Origin of the sequence: Micromonospora sp. NPDC047467, assembly GCF_040643095.1 — a bacterium.
GTDB lineage: Bacteria > Actinomycetota > Actinomycetes > Mycobacteriales > Micromonosporaceae > Micromonospora.
The window spans coordinates 364,391-380,054 of record NZ_JBEYTO010000003.1; the positions used below are offsets into that span (position 1 = coordinate 364,391).

At 73.0% G+C, this 15,664-nt stretch carries 13 protein-coding genes; 5 read left to right on the forward strand and 8 right to left on the reverse strand.

The annotated features are described in order from the left end of the window. Positions 1 to 133 precede the first annotated feature (133 nt). Genes ABZ780_RS10365 through ABZ780_RS10375 form a run of 3 tightly spaced genes read left to right on the forward strand, consistent with a single transcriptional unit; the run spans position 134 to position 1,538 of the window. A complete protein-coding gene (locus ABZ780_RS10365; RefSeq protein WP_357485585.1) occupies positions 134 to 442 on the forward strand; it encodes a metalloregulator ArsR/SmtB family transcription factor in 309 nt (102 codons plus the stop codon). Beyond that, positions 439 to 915 carry an SRPBCC domain-containing protein gene (locus ABZ780_RS10370; protein WP_357012386.1) on the forward strand — a complete coding sequence of 159 codons (477 nt, stop codon included), beginning with the start codon at positions 439 to 441 and terminating at the stop codon, positions 913 to 915. The genes ABZ780_RS10365 and ABZ780_RS10370 overlap by 4 nt, the downstream gene beginning before the upstream one ends. Then, positions 912 to 1,538 carry a dihydrofolate reductase family protein gene (locus ABZ780_RS10375; protein ID WP_357012383.1) on the forward strand — a complete coding sequence of 209 codons (627 nt, stop codon included), beginning with the start codon at positions 912 to 914 and terminating at the stop codon, positions 1,536 to 1,538. The genes ABZ780_RS10370 and ABZ780_RS10375 overlap by 4 nt, the downstream gene beginning before the upstream one ends. Positions 1,539 to 1,573: 35 nt before the next feature. Here the strand turns inward: ABZ780_RS10375 and ABZ780_RS10380 are convergent, their stop codons facing one another. The 6 genes from ABZ780_RS10380 to ABZ780_RS10405 form a co-directional block, all read right to left on the reverse strand. Beyond that, positions 1,574 to 1,987 (reverse strand): VOC family protein, encoded by a 414-nt coding sequence (locus tag ABZ780_RS10380; protein WP_357012381.1) that lies wholly within the window; start codon positions 1,985 to 1,987, stop codon positions 1,574 to 1,576. A gap of 244 nt (positions 1,988 to 2,231) precedes the next feature. Continuing rightward, the gene (locus tag ABZ780_RS10385; RefSeq protein ID WP_357012379.1) at positions 2,232 to 3,407 is read right to left on the reverse strand and encodes a HAMP domain-containing sensor histidine kinase; all 1,176 of its coding nucleotides are present in this window, start codon (positions 3,405 to 3,407) and stop codon (positions 2,232 to 2,234) included. A gap of 55 nt (positions 3,408 to 3,462) precedes the next feature. Further along, on the reverse strand, positions 3,463 to 4,131 hold the full coding sequence (locus tag ABZ780_RS10390; protein WP_357012377.1) for a response regulator transcription factor: 669 nt from the start codon (positions 4,129 to 4,131) through the stop codon (positions 3,463 to 3,465). Positions 4,132 to 4,247: 116 nt separating this feature from the next. Further along, positions 4,248 to 5,519 carry a PQQ-binding-like beta-propeller repeat protein gene (locus tag ABZ780_RS10395; protein ID WP_357012374.1) on the reverse strand — a complete coding sequence of 424 codons (1,272 nt, stop codon included), beginning with the start codon at positions 5,517 to 5,519 and terminating at the stop codon, positions 4,248 to 4,250. 152 nt (positions 5,520 to 5,671) lie between these two features. Continuing rightward, positions 5,672 to 6,964, reverse strand: coding sequence for a PQQ-binding-like beta-propeller repeat protein (locus tag ABZ780_RS10400; protein ID WP_357012372.1), 1,293 nt, complete (start codon positions 6,962 to 6,964; stop codon positions 5,672 to 5,674). Continuing rightward, on the reverse strand, positions 6,961 to 8,238 hold the full coding sequence (locus tag ABZ780_RS10405; protein WP_357012370.1) for a PQQ-binding-like beta-propeller repeat protein: 1,278 nt from the start codon (positions 8,236 to 8,238) through the stop codon (positions 6,961 to 6,963). The genes ABZ780_RS10400 and ABZ780_RS10405 overlap by 4 nt, the downstream gene beginning before the upstream one ends. A gap of 118 nt (positions 8,239 to 8,356) precedes the next feature. Between ABZ780_RS10405 and ABZ780_RS10410 the strand changes: the two genes are divergently transcribed. Next, positions 8,357 to 10,237, forward strand: a complete 1,881-nt coding sequence (locus ABZ780_RS10410; protein ID WP_357012434.1) for a hypothetical protein — start codon at positions 8,357 to 8,359, stop codon at positions 10,235 to 10,237. Positions 10,238 to 10,270: 33 nt separating this feature from the next. On the opposite strand, the gene ABZ780_RS10415 is transcribed toward ABZ780_RS10410, so the two are convergent. Next, entirely contained in the window at positions 10,271 to 12,076 is a 1,806-nt protein-coding gene (locus ABZ780_RS10415; protein WP_357012368.1) for a hypothetical protein, read from the reverse strand. Next, positions 12,076 to 13,926, reverse strand: a complete 1,851-nt coding sequence (locus tag ABZ780_RS10420) for a hypothetical protein (RefSeq protein WP_357485877.1) — start codon at positions 13,924 to 13,926, stop codon at positions 12,076 to 12,078. Before ABZ780_RS10420 ends, ABZ780_RS10415 begins: the two co-directional genes overlap by 1 nt. A 401-nt stretch (positions 13,927 to 14,327) precedes the next feature. On the opposite strand from ABZ780_RS10420, the gene ABZ780_RS10425 reads away from it, so the two are divergent. After that, complete coding sequence (locus tag ABZ780_RS10425) at positions 14,328 to 15,482, forward strand: hypothetical protein (RefSeq protein WP_357012431.1); 1,155 nt, start codon at positions 14,328 to 14,330, stop codon at positions 15,480 to 15,482. The last annotated feature ends 182 nt before the right edge of the window (positions 15,483 to 15,664 follow it).

Consider the following 15,664-nt stretch of genomic DNA (forward strand, 5'->3'; position numbering starts at 1 on the left):
CGGCAGCGCGCCGACCGGTCACCGTCGTCACGGCCGGGCACTCCCGAAGGCCGCCAATACTTTGCCCTTGCGCTAAGTGTCAGCTCACGCAACACTTAGCCACATGGCACAGTATTCGCCACAGCTCGACGGAGTGTTCGTCGCCCTCGCTGACCCGACCCGGCGCTGGGTCATCCGACGCCTTGGCCACGGTCCGACGAGCGTCGGCGATCTCGCCCGCGAGGTTCCGATGACCCTTCCCTCGTTCATGAAGCACGTGCGGACGCTCGAGTCGAACGGACTGATCCGCACGACCAAGTCCGGCCGGGTGCGCACCTGCATGCTCAACCGCGAGCGCCTCGCCGTCATCGACGACTGGCTCGCGGAGCAGCGCCGGATCTGGGAAGAGCGCACGGACCGCCTCGAACGCTTCGTCACCGATCAGCAGGAGAACCAGCAATGAATCCCGACCTGGACCTGACCTTGGCGCGGGTCATCCGCGCCCCTCGCGCTGCCGTGTGGAGCGCCTGGACCGACCCGTCTCGCTTCGAGAAGTGGTGGATCCCGGCGCCGACGCTGTGCCGCGTCGATCGCTTGGACGTCCGGCCCGGTGGCGCGCTCGTGACCCGACTGAGCGACGACGGGGTGGAGTTCGTCCCGCACCTCGATGCGTGCTTCCTCGTCGTCGACGATTTCGAGCGGATCGTGTTCACGAATGTGATTGACAGCGCCTGGCGGCCCGCGAACCCTACCCCGGTCCCCATGACCGCAGAGATCACCATGAAAGATCATCCGGACGGCACGGACTACCGGATCATCGTCCGCCACGGTGATCCCGCCGCTCGCGTCCGTCACGAGAATCTCGGCTTCGCGGAGGGCTGGGGCTCGGTCACCGAGCAACTCGCCGGGGTCGCCGAAAGCCAGGGTGCGCTATGAAGATCGCCCTTACCGAGTTCGTAACTCTCGACGGGGTCAGCCAGGGTCCCGGCTCGCCGACCGAGGATACGAGCGACGACTTCACCCGGGGCGGCTGGCTCGTGCCCTACCTGGACGAACTCTTCGTTCGGCGCACCTCTGACTGGCTAGGTCTCGCCGACGGTCTGCTGCTCGGGCGGCGAACCTATGAGGCGTTCGCTCGCGACTGGCCGCGGATCACCGACCCAAACGATCCGTTCACCGAGCGGATGAACTCACTACCAAAGTACGTCGTAACCAACACCTTGACGGAGGGTAGCTGGCACCCGACGTGGGTGCTCCACGGCGACCCGATCCACACCGTCGGGAAGCTCAAGGCGCAGCCAGGACGGGAACTCCAGATCCACGGAAGTGCCCGACTTGGCAAGGCCTTGTTGTCGGGCGGTCTCGTCGACACACTCCGACTCGTCGTCGCCCCCACCGTGGCCGGTTCCGGGCGGCGCCTGCTCGACCACCCGAGCGTACCCGTCGGCCTCCGACTCGTTCACCACGAAGTGACGCCGAACGGCCTGCTCCTGCTCGAGTACGAGCATGTCGGCGCCGCCCCTGTCGCGGAGTACGAGGGCGTCACCGCCTTCGTATAGTCACCACGTCCACGATGCGGCCCGGCCCGGCCCGGCTACTGCATCTCGGCGGCCATGGCCCGCGCCGCCGCGGCCGCCGCCCGCTCGGCCTTGTTGCCGAGTACGCAGAACTCGTTGCCCTCGGGGTCGGCGAGCACCACCCAACCCCCGCCGGTCGGGCTGACGTGATCGGCGACAAACGTCGCGCCAATGCCGAGCAGCCGCTCGACCTCCTCGGCCCGGGTCCGGTCGGCGGGTTGCAGGTCCAGGTGCAGACGGTTCTTCACCGTCTTGCCCTCCGGCACCTCGATGAACAGCACCTCCGGACCACCCGGCGGCAGGAGCATCGCCTCCGGGTCACCGGGGAAGTCGTCCGGCTGCCGGGGGCAGTCGAAGACCTGCGACCAGAAGCCGGCCAGGGCGTACGTGTCGCGACAGTCGATGCTGATGTTGTGGATCGTCGAACTCACAGTGGTCCTCCACGGTGGTGACGTGGTGCGGCGCCCGTTTCCGGGCGCGGCAGAGCACGCAGAAACTGGATCGCCCTCGGATGGGCGGTTCGCGCCCGACCCACGCGGGGCGCGGCGCCTCCGGGCCTCAGCCGACGCGGTCCCGGGGCGCGGAGTCAACATTGGTGGACATCGACGCACCCCCCTTCGCTTCCGAGCTGACCGGGGCATCTTGCCACCGGCCGCGCGACGCACGCAACCCCGCTCAGCCGGCCGTGGGCACCGGGCCGGTCACCGCCGGGGCGTCCGCCGTCGGCAGGGTGACCGTCACCTCCAGGCCACCGCCGGGCTGGGCGACCACCCGCACGCTGCCCCCGTGCGCCTGGCAGACCGCCCGGACGATGGACAGACCCAGACCGGAGCCGCGAGCACCGGTGCGTTCCCGCCCGCCGCGCCGGAACGGCTCGAACAGCCCCGGCACGTCGGCCTGGTCCACCTCGAAACCGGTGTTGCCCACCACCAGCCAGGAGCGTTCGCCATCGGTGCCGGTACGCACCCAGAGCCGGCCGTGCAGGTGGTTGTAGCGGACCGCGTTCTCGATCAGGTTGCCGGCCAGCCGGTCGAGCAGCCCCGGGTCCCCGACCACGGGCGCGGACTCCAGCGATGTCTGCACGCGCAGGCCGATCCGTTCCACCTCGCGGCGCATCGCCGACAATGCGTTGGCGGTGCCCGTGGCGAGGTCGCACTCGGTCCGGCGACCGAGCCGCCGCCCGGTCTGGGCCTCGCTGCGCGCCAGCACCAGCAGCGCGTCCACCAGGCCGTTGGCCCGCTCGGAGGCGTCGCGCACCACTGTCGCCATCCGGCGGTACTCGGCGGCGTCCGCGTCGTCGTCGCTGAGCGTCACGTCGATCTCGGTCCGCATCACGGCGAGTGGGGTACGCAGCTCGTGCGAGGCGTTCGCCACGAAGCGCTTCTGCGCCTCGAACGCGGCCGTGATCCGGTCGAGCATCGCGTCGAAGGTCTTGGCCAGTTCGGCCACCTCGTCGTCGGCGCCCGAGTAGCCGATCCGCTGGTCCAGGGTCGCCTCGCCGAGCCGCTGCGCGGTCGCGGTGACCTGGTGCAGCGGACGCAGCGCACGGCCGGCCACCGCGTACGCGCCGGCCACCCCGACCACGCTTATCGCCAACAGCGCGACGAGGCCCTTGGCCAGCAACTCCGCCGAGGCGGCGTCGACGAGTTGGCGCTGCCACTGCGAGGCGTCCATCGACCTGCCGTCGGAGAGCAGCACTGTCGTGCCGGGCAGCAGCTCGTCGGTGGGCCGCAGCGCGTCGCGGACCAGCAGCCAGGCCAGCAGCACCAGGATCGCGCCGGCACCGACCAGCAGCACACCGTTGAGCAGGGTCAGCCGCAACCGCAGGGTGGGCCGCAACCGGCGGCTCACCGGGCGCCCTCGGTTCGCGACTGCGGGGCTCGCAAACCCGGCTCACTCCTCGCGCTCACAGCCCCACCTCGGCGGTGCGGTAGCCCGCACCCACCACCGTCTCGATCAGCGGCGGATCGCCGAGCTTCTTGCGCAGCGTCATCACCGTCACCCGGACGATGGTGGTGAACGGGTCGGTGTTGGCGTCCCAGACCCGTTCCAGCAGTTCCTCGCTGGACACCACCGCCCCGCGCGCCTTGAGCAGTTCGCTGAGCACCCCGAACTCCTTGTTCGTCAGGTCGACCGGCACACCGGCGCGGGTGGCGACCCGACGGGCCGGATCGAGCACCAGGTCGGCGAGTTCGAGCACCGGAGGCGCGGCCGGGGTGGCCCGCCGGCCGAGCGCCTGCACCCGGGCGACAAGTTCGTCGAAGGCGAACGGTTTGGGCAGGTAGTCGTCCGCGCCGAGTTGCAGCCCCTCCACGCGGTCGGCCACGGTGCCGCTGGCGGTCAGCATCAGCACCCGGGTCAGCGCGCCCGAGGCGGCGAGGTCGGCGCAGATCTGGTCGCCGTGCACGCCGGGCAGGTCGCGGTCGAGCACGACCACGTCGTACCGGGTGACGAACGCCGCCTCGTGGCCGGCGTCGCCGTCGTAGGCCACGTCGACCGCCATTCCCCGCTTGCGCAACCCGCGCGCGATCGCGTCGGCGAGGTTGCGCTCGTCCTCCACCACCAGTACCCGCATCCCGGCCTCCCCCTCGCTGCTGACCACCGACAACCTAGTGCCGACCTGCAACATCGTCCCGCGCCGGTCGCCGTCGCGGACCGGGCGCGGCGGTACGCGACGCCTGCCGGCGGCGGTCAGCCGGACATGCCCCACAGTTGGTACGTGCTGTTCGGGATGGCGCACAGCAGGCGGTCCGGGATGGGCTGGCAGTCCCCGGTGGCGCGCGGCAGCACGTCCAGGACGCGTACCTTGCCGGCGCGGATGTCCAACTCTCCGACGAGCAGGCCACCGTCGGGGTGCCGGCGGAGGCCGACCATCCGGTGGTCGGGGCCGAGTTGGTACAGCTCCCACCGGCCCAGATCGGCCAACTCCTCGCCAGTCAGCGCGTCGATCACGAGGTACTGCTTGACCGGGCCGGCCTCGCTGCCGCTGACCATCAACCTGTCGCCGTACGGCCAGCCCCACAGCCAGCGGTCGCTGCGCCAGCGCAACCCGCCCGTGGCGGGGTCGAGGGCCTGCAGTTCCTCCGCGGCGGTACGCAGACACACCACGGGGCCACAACCCCCCGCGAACTCGACCGGGCCGGTGACGCGTGTCCAGCGCCGGTCCAACCGATCCAACCCGTACGCGGTGACAGTGGCCGAACCTCTGTCGACGGCCAACAGCAGGTCGTCCATCACCTCCAGCCCGAGCGGTCCGTCATCGGGTGGGAGCAGGCTGGCACTGGCCAGCACCGCGCCCGTGCTCGCCTCGCGTACCTCGACTGGCGCGTTCACGGGGTTGAGCACCATCCGGTCCACGCCGCGCCCGGAGGTGCGGAAGCTGATCTGGGCGCTGGTGGGCGGCAACTGCCAGCGCACGGTGCCGCAGCAGGGGTCGACAGCCCGCAGGACGCTCGATTCGGCTTCGCCGCCGGAGTGCAGCAGCACGTTGCCGTCCGCCAACGTGATGGCCCTGCCCGACTGCTCCCACCGCTGGGCCCCGGTTGCCCGGTCCAGCGCCACGGTGCGCGTCTCCCGGCCCACCGGCCCGATCTCGTACCCGGTGACCAGCAGCGTCCCGCCCAGCGGGGTGATTCCCCACTGCCGGGCCCGCGGCGACAGCGGCGCCTGCCAGGCAGGCGCGCCGCCGGGCAGCCGGTACGCGGCCAGCCGCGCCGAGGTGTCGGTCGGCTCGACGACCAAGAAGAGGTCACCGTCGACGAGCACGTCGGACCCGAGCCGGGCCGGCAGCGTCACAAGTGTCCGTGGCGGCGGTGGCACGGCCGCGGCGGCGACTGTGACAAGCACGAGCAGCAGGACCAGCGCGCCGCGTAGCCGCCGGTCGCCGGCACGGGGTGGGCGGGGCGGCAGGTCCGGGTCGGGACCGTGCCGCAACTCGCCGAGGTCGATCACCGGGCCGGTCACGGGCGCGACCGCCGGATCGCCGCCGCGTCGACGAGGGTGCGCCAGTCGTCCATCACCAGTACGCGCATCCCCGTCCTCCTCGCTGCTGGCCACCGGCGCCCTGACGCCGGCCGACAACCATCGTCTCTCGCCTATCGACTCGGTCGCACCCGTCAGGCGGGTAGTCGCCACAGCGCGAACGAGGCGTCCAGCCGCCGGCAGAGCAACTGCCCGCCGATCACCGCCTGGCACTCGCCTGTCGCGTCCGGCAGCACGTCCAGCAACCGCACGGTGCCCGCCCGCACGTCCAGTTCGGCGACGAGCAGACCTCCGTCGGGATGACGGCGTACGCCGATTGTCGGGCCGCCGAACGGGAACTGGGCCATCTCCCAGCGGCCCAACTCGGCCAGCACCCGACCGGTCTGCGGGTCGAGCACGACGATCTGCTCCGCACCCGGCCCGGCGCTGCTCAACGTGGTGGCCACCAGCCGGCCGGCGTACGGCCACACCCACGCCCAGCGGTCGTTGCCCCAGAGCAGCCGACCGGTCGCGGCGTCGACCACCCGCAGGCCACCGGAGCGGTTCTGGAGGCAGACGACGGCACCGCAGTCCGACGCGTACAGCGCCTCGTCGGCGGGTGTGCGCCACCGCTGCTCCAGCCCGTCCAGCCCGTACGCGGTGATCATGGTCGGATATCCGCCGAAGGTGAGCAGCATGTCGTCCACGATCTGCACACCCGTGTTCGCCCCACCGCCGGGCGGGGCCAGGTCGGCACGGGCCAGCACGGCTCCGCTGACCGCGTCGAGGACCTCGACCGGCCCGTTCGCGTGGTTGAGCACCACCCGGTCCACTCCGTGCTCGCCCTCGCGGAAGCTGAACTCGCCACCCGGGACGACGGGCACCTGCCAGCGCACCGTGCCGCAGCACGGATCGACCGCGCGCAGGGTGCCCCCCTGGTCGTCGTCGACGGAGTGCAGCAGCAGGTTGCCGTCGCCGAGCCTGCTGGGGCTGCCGGGCTGCTGCCAGTGGTACGCGCCGGTCGCGCGGTCCAGCGCCACCGTGAGCGTGCCCTGCCGGTCCGGGCCGGTCTCGTGCCCGGTGGCCAGCAGCAGCTCACCCTGCTGGGCGATCCCCCAGTACCGGCCCTCCGCCGGCAACGGAACCTGCCAGGCCGGCTCGCCGTCGGGTAGTCGGACGGCGGTCAGCCGCCGCTGCCCCGTCGGCCCGCTCAGCGGTTCGACGAGCACGAAGAGGTCGCCGGCGACCAGGGCATCGGCACCGAGCCGACCCGGCAGCGTCACCACCTCCCGCCGGGTCGGTGGCCCCGCAGCGGCGAGGCTGATCAGCACCAGCAGCAGGACCACGGCGCAGCGCAGGGGCCGCCCCTTGGCCAGCGGCGGGCGGGGCAGCGGGTCGGTGTCCGGCCCGTGCCGCAGCTCGCCGAGGTCGATCACCGGGCCGCTCATCGGGACAACCGGAACAGCGCCGTCGAGCCGTCGAGGCGACGGCAGAGCAGGACGGGCAGCGCCGCCTGGCACCCACCGACCACCCCGGGCAGGACGTCCAGGATCCGCGTCCGACCGGCTGCCAGGTCCAGTTCGGCGACCACGAGCCGGCCGCCGGTCGCCGGCCGTACGCCGATCAGGTCGTCGTCCCGCCGCAGCCGGCTCACCAGCCCCCACTGGCCCAGATCCGTCCGCTCCAGCCCGGTCCTCGCGTCGCGTACCGCGTACCGCTGGTCGAGTCCGGTCACCAGCAGCTTGTCCTGCCGGACGTCGGCCAGCGTGTCCGGGCCGGCGTCCGACCACCGAACGGCACCGGTGGCGGGGTCGATGGCCTGGATCCCGCCGGTCTGCTGGACCGTGCAGAGCAGGTCGGCGCACACGGTCACCCAGGCCACCAGCGGCACCGGGGCCGTCCACAACGGATCCATCCCGGGCAGGCCGTAGGCGACCAGCCGCGTGCTGCCGGGCGGGACGAGCAGCACCATGTCGCCGACGACCTGCACGCGCTGGAACGCCGACCGGTCCCCGGGCAGCGTGTCGACACTGCGCACGAGGTCGCCGGTGCCCACGTCGTACACCTGCACCTCGCCGGTGGGCTGAACGATCACCACCTGGTCGACCCCATCGGCGCGTTGGTGGTAGTCGGGGCTGCCGGGTGGGACGGGCAACGACCAGAGCACCCGGCCGGTGTCGGGCGCCACCCGGCGCACCGTGCCCGGCCCGTCGCCCGAGTCGTTCGCGAGGAGGAGGCCGCCGTCGGCCGTCCACTGGACGAGCCCCAGGTGCTGCCAGCGCCGCTGACCGGTTGCGGCGTCGAAGGCGGTGGTCTCCAGTACCCCGTCGGCGGTGCTGGTCCCCGCGGCCAGCAGCAAGCCGCGTTCGGCCCACACGGCCAGGTAGTCGCCGCTGGTTGCCAATGGCACCCGCCACCGGCGCCGCAGGCTCTGATCGCCGGTCGGCGCGGGCCGGGTGTACGCGGTCAGGTACCGGTCGCCGTTCGGCGTCGACGGGTCGACCACGACGATGCCGTCCTCGACGAGGTACGCCGAGGCCCCCGGCGCGGTCGGCACCGACGTGACCGTCCGCCGCGGCACCGGTGCCGCGGCGGTCAGCACGGCCAGGGTCAGCAGCAGGACGGCCGTGCTGCGCAGCGGCCGGCCGGCGGCGCGCGGCCGGCGGGGCGGCGGTGTCGACGCCGGCTCGTCCCGGACCTCACCCAACTCGATGATCGACAACGACCGTCCCTCCGTGGCGGGGTACGACCGACCGGGGATCTCCCCGGCAAACCGGCCGTGGCAGCACCGGCCCGGCAAATGCGACGCACGCCCGCCTGTACGATGGCGCGTCGTGGCTGTGCCGGTGGTAGACCCCTCGCTGAATCCCGTTACCGACGCCGACCCGGCCGAGGTCGAGCCGACACGGCGACCTCGACGCCGTCCGGCCCGCGCCGACCTGTTGGCCCTCGGAGCCTATGTGCTGCTGGGCGTCTTCGTGTGCCTCAACTACTGGGGTGACGTGACCGGCCGGGTCTCCTCGCACCTGCCGACCGACCACAGTTGGTTCGAGTGGCTGTTCGCGCACGGCGCGTACTCGGTGCGGCACCTGGAGAACCCGCTGTTCACGGCCCGGCAGAACGCCCCGGACGGGGTGAACATGATGGCCAACACCTCGCTGCTCGGGGTGACCCTGCCACTGTCGCCGCTGACCATGCTGCTCGGTCCGCAGGTCACGTACGCGCTCTATCTGGGTGGTGCCCTGGCTGCCACCGCCGGCACCGCGTACTGGATGCTCTCGCGGCATCTGGTGCGCTCCCGGGCGGCGGCGTTCGTCGGTGGCGCGTTCCTCGGTTTCGCGCCGGGGGTCGTCCACCACGCCAATGGTCAGCCCAACTTCGTGTCGAACTTCCTGTTGCCACTGATCGTGGTACGGGTGCTGCGGCTGGGTGAGCCGGGCCGCTGGCGGCGCAACGGGTTGGTGCTCGGCGCTCTGGTGGCGTACCAGATCTTCATCAACGAGGAGATGCTGCTGCTCACCGCGCTGGCCTGCCTGGTCATCGTGCTGGCGTACGCCGTGCAGCGGCCGGCGGCAACGCGAGCCGTCGCCGGCACGTTCCTGGCCGGGCTCGGCGTCGCCGGCGGGCTGGCCCTGCTGCTGGCGGCGTACCCGATCTGGTTCCAGTTCAACGGCCCGCAGTCCTACCGCGGCCTCCAGGGCGGGGTCTTCCACAACTGGGGCGAGGACCTGGTCGCCTTCGTCACCTTCGCCCGGGACACCTGGGCCGGTGACCCGGCGGTGGAGAAGACGATCGGGCTGACCGAGCAGAACACCTGGTTCGGCTGGCCGCTCGTGCTGCTGTCGGTGGTGGCGCTCGTGCTGCTGGTGCGCCGGTCGCTGACCGCCCGGATCATCGCGGTGCTGATCGTGGTCTTCACGGTGGCCTCGATCGGGCCGTGGGTGCGCTTCGACGGCGTGGAGACCGGGGTGCGCGGCCCGTGGTCGTACGTGTCGGACGACCTGCCGCTGGTCGAGATGATGATGCCGACCCGGTTGGCCCTGGTGGTGGCCGCCGCGGTGGGCGTACTGCTGGCGCTGACCTGGGACGCCGCGTACCGGCAGGGGCGCCCGGTGGCCGACCGGCTCCGGGTGCCGGCCCAGCGCACCGGCGAACCGACGGCGTCCGACGAGCCGTCCACGCCCGCGCCGCGCCGTCGGTGGCTGCGCCCGGTGGGGTACGCGGCGGTCGCGCTCGCGGTGCTGCCGCTCTTCCCCCGACCGCTGCCGGCACAGCAGGTGGACCCGCCGCCGCACTTCATCACCGCCGGCGGTTGGCGCCCGTACGTGCCGGCCGGCCGGACCCTCGTGCCGGTGCCGATCCCGAGCAACGTGCACGGCCTGCCGACGCTGCGCTGGAGCGCCCTGACCGAGCAGGAGTTCCCCGTCCCGGGTGGCTACTTCATCGGCCCGAACGAGCTGGGCGAGGGCGTCTTCGGCGCACCGAACCGGCCCACCAGCAGCCTCATCTACTCCACGATGGACGCGGGAGCCGTCCCGGCGCTCACCGACGAGAACCGCCGCCAGGCCGTCGAGGATCTGCGCTTCTGGCGGGCGTCGGTGGTGGTGCTCGGGGCGCACCCGCGCGAGGCGGTGCTGCGCGAGCTGGTCACCGGCCTCATCGGGCCGCCGCAGCGGGTCGACGACGTCTGGGTCTGGGACGTCCGCACGCTTGTGGACTGAGCGACGGCGGACTGAGCGACGGCGGTGCGGTCGTCAGCCGACCCGGTCGCGGACGTCCCACACCCACCCACCGTCGACCTGGCGGCCGGGGCCGAGCAGGTCCTCGACCGTCCGGCGCACCGGTTCGTCGTGCGCGAGCCGGCCGAGCACGACGAGCGCGGCCCGCCAGTGCCGCAGGTCCTCGACGGCCTGGCGGCGGTCGGCGTCGGTGAGCACCGGCACCGCGCCGGTCTGCGCGACCCGCCGCAGCAGCACGGCGGTGGGCCGGTCCGGGGCACCCCAGCGCGCCGTCGGGTCGTCCGGGCCGCTCGGGCCGATGAAGTAGCCGCCCGGCGCGTCGAACGCCAGCCCCGTGCGGGCCGACCAGAGCATCACCGGGCTCAGCGCGGCACCGGTGATCGGGGGCAGCGCCACCACGGTCCGGCCCGGGGGCACCAGCGGCCGCCACCGGCCCTCGGCGACGAACGCCGGCACCGGCGCGACCGGGATCGCCCGGATCGGCGTCGGCATGAGCGGGAGCAACGCGGCGGCCACCGCACCGCCCCACAGCAGTCGTACCGGCAGCCCCGGGACGGTCGACGCCCGGCCCACCGTCCGCACCCGGTCCAGGGAGAGCGCCACCAGCACGCCCAGCACCGGCACGCAGACCAGCGCGAACCGGGCCGGCACCGCGAGATCGAGCAGCGGCAGCCCGGCGACCAGCCGATACGGGCCGGGAATGCCGGTGGCGGCGCCATCCACCCGCAGGTCGGTGCCGAGTGAGAGCAGGGCGAAGACGACTCCGCAGCCAGCCAACGCGCGGACCAGGGGCCGCCGCCACAGCCAGATCACGATGACCACGGCGAGCACCAGCAGCCCCGGGCCGAAGAACGAGTTCTCCTCGGTCGGGTTCGGTGACAGCAGTCCGGGCAGCCAGTCGTCGCCGAGCACGGTCTGCCGGGCCGACGCGGTGAACGACGCCGCGTCGAGCTGGAAGCCGTGCGCGGCGAAGGCCATCCCGGTGTAGTGCTGCGGGCCGTAGAACTGGAACCACAGCGGGTACGCCAGCGGCACCACCGCCACCACGGCCGCCACGGCGAGCCGGCCGAGCAGGGCCGGCGCGTGCCGCCGCGCCGCCGCCCGGTCGGCGAGCGCGTAGCCCAACGCGAACACTCCGGCGGCGAGGACCAGGAAGACCAGGACCTCCTCGCCGATGAACACCTGCCAGACGAGCAGCAGCCCCAGGCCGACACCGGGCCGCCACACCCCGCCGGGGCGTGGGCCGGGGCGGAAGACCAGAGCGAGGATCGGCGGGACCAGGAACTGGGCGGCCACGTGCAGGTGCGCCCCACCCTGGGCGACCATGCCGGGGGCGAAGCCGCAGACCAGCCCGCCGACCGCCGCCGCGGACCGGGCGGTGACCAGCCGGCGGCGCAGCAGCGCGTACCAGGCCGTGGCCGTGCCGGCGAGGCCGCAGACCACCGCCACACAGAACGCCACCTGCGAACCGAACAGCAGCGTCACCGGGGTCAGTGGGACGCCCAGGCCGAGCACCGACGTGTTCGCCATCAGGTTGACGCCGTCCGGCGCGTTCAGCGCCGTGCTGTAGAGCGGGTTCTCCCCCTCGACGACGGCGTGCGCCGCGTGGGCCAGCATCCACTCGAAGAGGACCTGGTCGCCGGCCTGGTGGAACAGCCGCCCGGGGTGGCCCCACTGACCGCTGGTCAGCAGCAGCGCGAGACCGAAGTAGCCGGTGATCACCAGCGCGTCCGGCAGCCACGCCGGTCGGAACCGGCGCGCGGTCGCGGTCGCAGGGCTGTCCGTCGCCGCCGTCACCGACGACGACGTTCCCGTGGTCATCAGACCGGGCGGTCGGTCAGTGTCCGGACATCCCACACCCAGACGTCCAGCTCCTGCCGGCCCGGGCCGACCAACTCCTCGACGGTACGCCGCAGCGGCTCGACGTTCTGCTGGCGCGTCGGGAGCACCAGGATCGCCGCCCGCCAGTGCCGCAACTCGTCCAGGAAGCGTCGGCGCTGCCGGTCGTCGAGCTTCGGTGTCCGGCCGGTGGTCGCCACCTCCTCCAGCAGCTGACCCACCCCGCTGGGCCGGCCACCGAACCTCCCCGGGTCACCGGTGTTGCCGTTGCGGGGTGCGAGGAAGTAGCCGCCCGGGATCTTGAAGTCGAGGTTGGTGGCCGCAGCCCAGCGCATGCCGTGCGTGTTGCCCATGCTCGGCACCGGGATCGGCACGAGGGTCTGGTCCGGCCCGACGTACGTCCGCCAGCGGTCGGCGGTGATGAAGTCCGGCACCGGCGGTCGGGAGACCATCCGCAGCGGCATCGGGGCGATCGGCAGCAGCGCGAACGCCAGGCCTGCGGCGGTGAGCGTCCGCACGGTACGCCGGTCGGCCGGGCGCAGCGCCCAGGCCCGCTCGACGGCCAGCGCGAGCAGCAGACCGATCACCACGGTGGTGATCAGGCCGAACCGGGTCGGCACCACCGCGTCCAGCAGGGGCAGGTGCACCAGCAACTGCCACGGGCCCGTGATCAGCTCCCGGTCCCACCAGGAGATCCGCTCGCCGAGGGAGAGCACGGCGAAGAGGCCGCCGGTCACCGCGAGCGCCCGGACGATCATCTCCCGGCGCAGCCAGACCACGACGGCGACGACCAGCAGCGACAGGCTCCAGCCGAAGAAGGCGTTCTCCTCGGAGTAGTTCGGCGCCAGGTTGATGTTGGCCCGCTGGTTGCCGCCGAGCGTGGTGGAGCCGGGGGCGAAGAACGCGGCGATGTCGTTGCCGTAGTCCTGGACCGCGTCGCTGAGACCGTGGTACGCCATCGGCCCGGCAAACTGCACATACAGGGGGTACGCCAGCAGCGCCCCGGCCAACGCGGTGCAGGCCGCGACTCCAGCGCCGAGAGGTCGCCACGCCGCCCGCCAGCGGGCCGGCTCCTGGGCGAGCACCGCGAGCAGGAAGACCCCGCAGGCCATCGCCGTGAAGAGCAGGATCTCCTCGTTGATGAACGCCTGCGCGGTGACCAGCAGGGCGAGCAGCAACCCGTCCCGCACCGGCCGGCGGGACCGGGTGAGCACCAGCACCCGCCAGACGATGAACGGCAGCAGGAACTGGCTGATGATGTTCGGGTGCCAACTGGCGTGCGAGAGCATCGCCGGGGAGAAACCGCAGAACCAGCCGCCAGCCGCCGCCGCGAGCGGGGTACGCACGAGGTGGCGGGACAGCACGAGGTACCAGGCCATGGCCGTGCCGGCGAGGCCGAGCGTCACCAGCACCACAAAGGACACCGCCGGCCCGAAGAGCAGGGTCACCGGCACCATCGGGATGCCCAGCGCCAGCACGGCCGTGTTGGCCATCAGGTTGACGCCGTCGGGGTAGTTGAACTGCTCGGTGTAGAACGGGTACTCGCCGTGCAGCACCACCCGCACCGAGTGGGCCAGGAAGAACTGCACCTGGGCCGGGTCGCCGGTGTAGAGCGATGCCACCCGGCCGGCGGGGTCCAGCCAGATCCGGCTGGTCACCCAGAGCGCGGCGAGCAGGAACAGCCCGCCCACCGCCAGGTGCTGTCGTCGGCGGGTCCAGCCGGTCCACCACCGTCGGCGCGGGCCGGCCGGCGCCGAGGCGGCATCGTCGTCGACGTCGACCGGTACGGCAGCCGGGGGCGCGTCGACCGGCGCGGCCGGCGCGGCTGTCACGGCTTCGACCGGCGCGGCCGGCGCGGCGTCGGCCGGGGCCTCGACGGTGCTGGCGTGGGATCGGGCATCGCCCAGGGCGGGAGCATCGGCCACACTGGCCGCGTTGGCCGGGGAGGCGCGGCGAGTGTGGTGGCTCACAGTCTCGTCGGCGCCCACTGCCGCCTCCGGGCGCGGCGCGGACAGGGCGCGGGACTCGGCAGGCGTCACAGTCGGCGGAGTCTACCGGAGTGACGAAACGCCACTAAAAGCCCCGGTGCGTCCAATGTGGTGGGTGAGACGCCGGCCAGCTGAGCCGCCGCATCGGACATCTCGTACTATGGCGCTTTCCGGAAACGACGGCTAGGCGATCGGGGGCGGACCAGGTGACTCCAGGCCGCCGGCACGGCACGACGCTCACCGTCCTGCTGACCGCACTGTTGACCGCCACCGCGTGCGGCCCCGTGGCTGACCGCGCACCGCGCGACCTGCGGGTGGGTTACGACAGCGTCGACGGCACGCTGCGGGTGTGGCCACCGCGGGGCGACCTGGCCGGTGACGCCGCGGCGACGGCGAAGGTCACCGACGCGGTCCGCGACTGGCGTTCACCGGTCGACGACCGGGCGCACCTGCCCTCGTCCGGCATCCTGTTCTCCGGGCGGGTCGACGGCACGCCGGTGGCCCTGGTGGCGGCCGACGTGCCCGGCGAGAGCGCGTCCTGGCTGTTGCAGCTCAGCGGCGACGGCGACCGCTACGCGGTGACCCGCGCCACCGAGTACACCGACCCCGGCTACCTGGTCTACTCCGACGTGCTGCCGGTGCACACGGCCGGCGGCCGGCGCTACCTGGTCTCCGCCCGGGTGCAGCAGCTTCTCGGGCCACAGGGCCGGGCGCTGGCCCTGGCCGATGGCCTCAGCGCCCCGGCCGACGTGCCGGCCTGCGCGGCCGTCGCGGTGACCGCGACCCTGCGGGCCACCGAGTCCCTGCCGCAGGGGCGCGCCGCCGACCGGCTGCTCGACCTGGGCACCGGCATGACCGACCCGCGCTATCCGCTGGTACGCGACGAGTCCGGCGCCGGCCGGCGGGCGCTGACCGGCCTGGACACCTGCGTGCTGGCCGGCGAGCGGGGCCCGTTCGGCAGCATCCCGCGTCGGATCGGCGACCGGGACGCGCCGCGGTCGGTGCCGACGTCCTGGCCGATGGCGAAGCTCACCGTCCGCTCACTCGGTGAGGTCGCCCTCGGCGGTGGCGAGCCGGCCGAGTTGCAGCAGCTCAGTTGGGACACCGACGCCGGCGCGATGACCTCGGTCGTCTACCGCCCGGCGGACGGGAGCGCGCCGGTGGTCTCACCGGCCGACCGGGCCACCCCGTTGCAGACGTACCACCTGCCGCTGCCCGGCCAGCCTCTGGTGGTGCTCAGTTGGCGGCCCACCCGGGACAGCAGCCTCTCGGTGCCGCCCGGAACTCCCCTGCTGGCGGAACGCCCCGGCCTGGTGGTCATCCCCGAGCCGCCCCGCACCCAGACCTACAGCCTCGCAAACGCCGACAAAACCCACTACCGCTCAATAACCCCCCGCTAATCCCCCGCGCCTCCCCTCCCCACGACCCCCACCCCCCCCCACCCCCACCCCCACCCCCACGCGATCTTGCACTTTCTGCCCGGCCATATGGGGCAAGGCACGCGTAACGGCGACCGAAAGTGCAAGATCGCGCGCAGGGTGGGTGGACGTGCAACGAGCGCGGCGGGCGTCCCCCGTGGGGG

Bases quoted from the DNA above. Each gene is read 5' to 3' on its own strand.
- ABZ780_RS10370 (WP_357012386.1), top strand. From the start codon at position 439: ATGAATCCCGACCTGGACCTGACCTTGGCGCGGGTCATCCGCGCCCCT.
- ABZ780_RS10375 (WP_357012383.1), top strand. From the start codon at position 912: ATGAAGATCGCCCTTACCGAGTTCGTAACTCTCGACGGGGTCAGCCAG.
- ABZ780_RS10390 (WP_357012377.1), bottom strand. From the start codon at position 4,131: ATGCGGGTACTGGTGGTGGAGGACGAGCGCAACCTCGCCGACGCGATC.
- ABZ780_RS10400 (WP_357012372.1), bottom strand. From the start codon at position 6,964: ATGAGCGGCCCGGTGATCGACCTCGGCGAGCTGCGGCACGGGCCGGAC.
- ABZ780_RS10415 (WP_357012368.1), bottom strand. From the start codon at position 12,076: ATGACCACGGGAACGTCGTCGTCGGTGACGGCGGCGACGGACAGCCCT.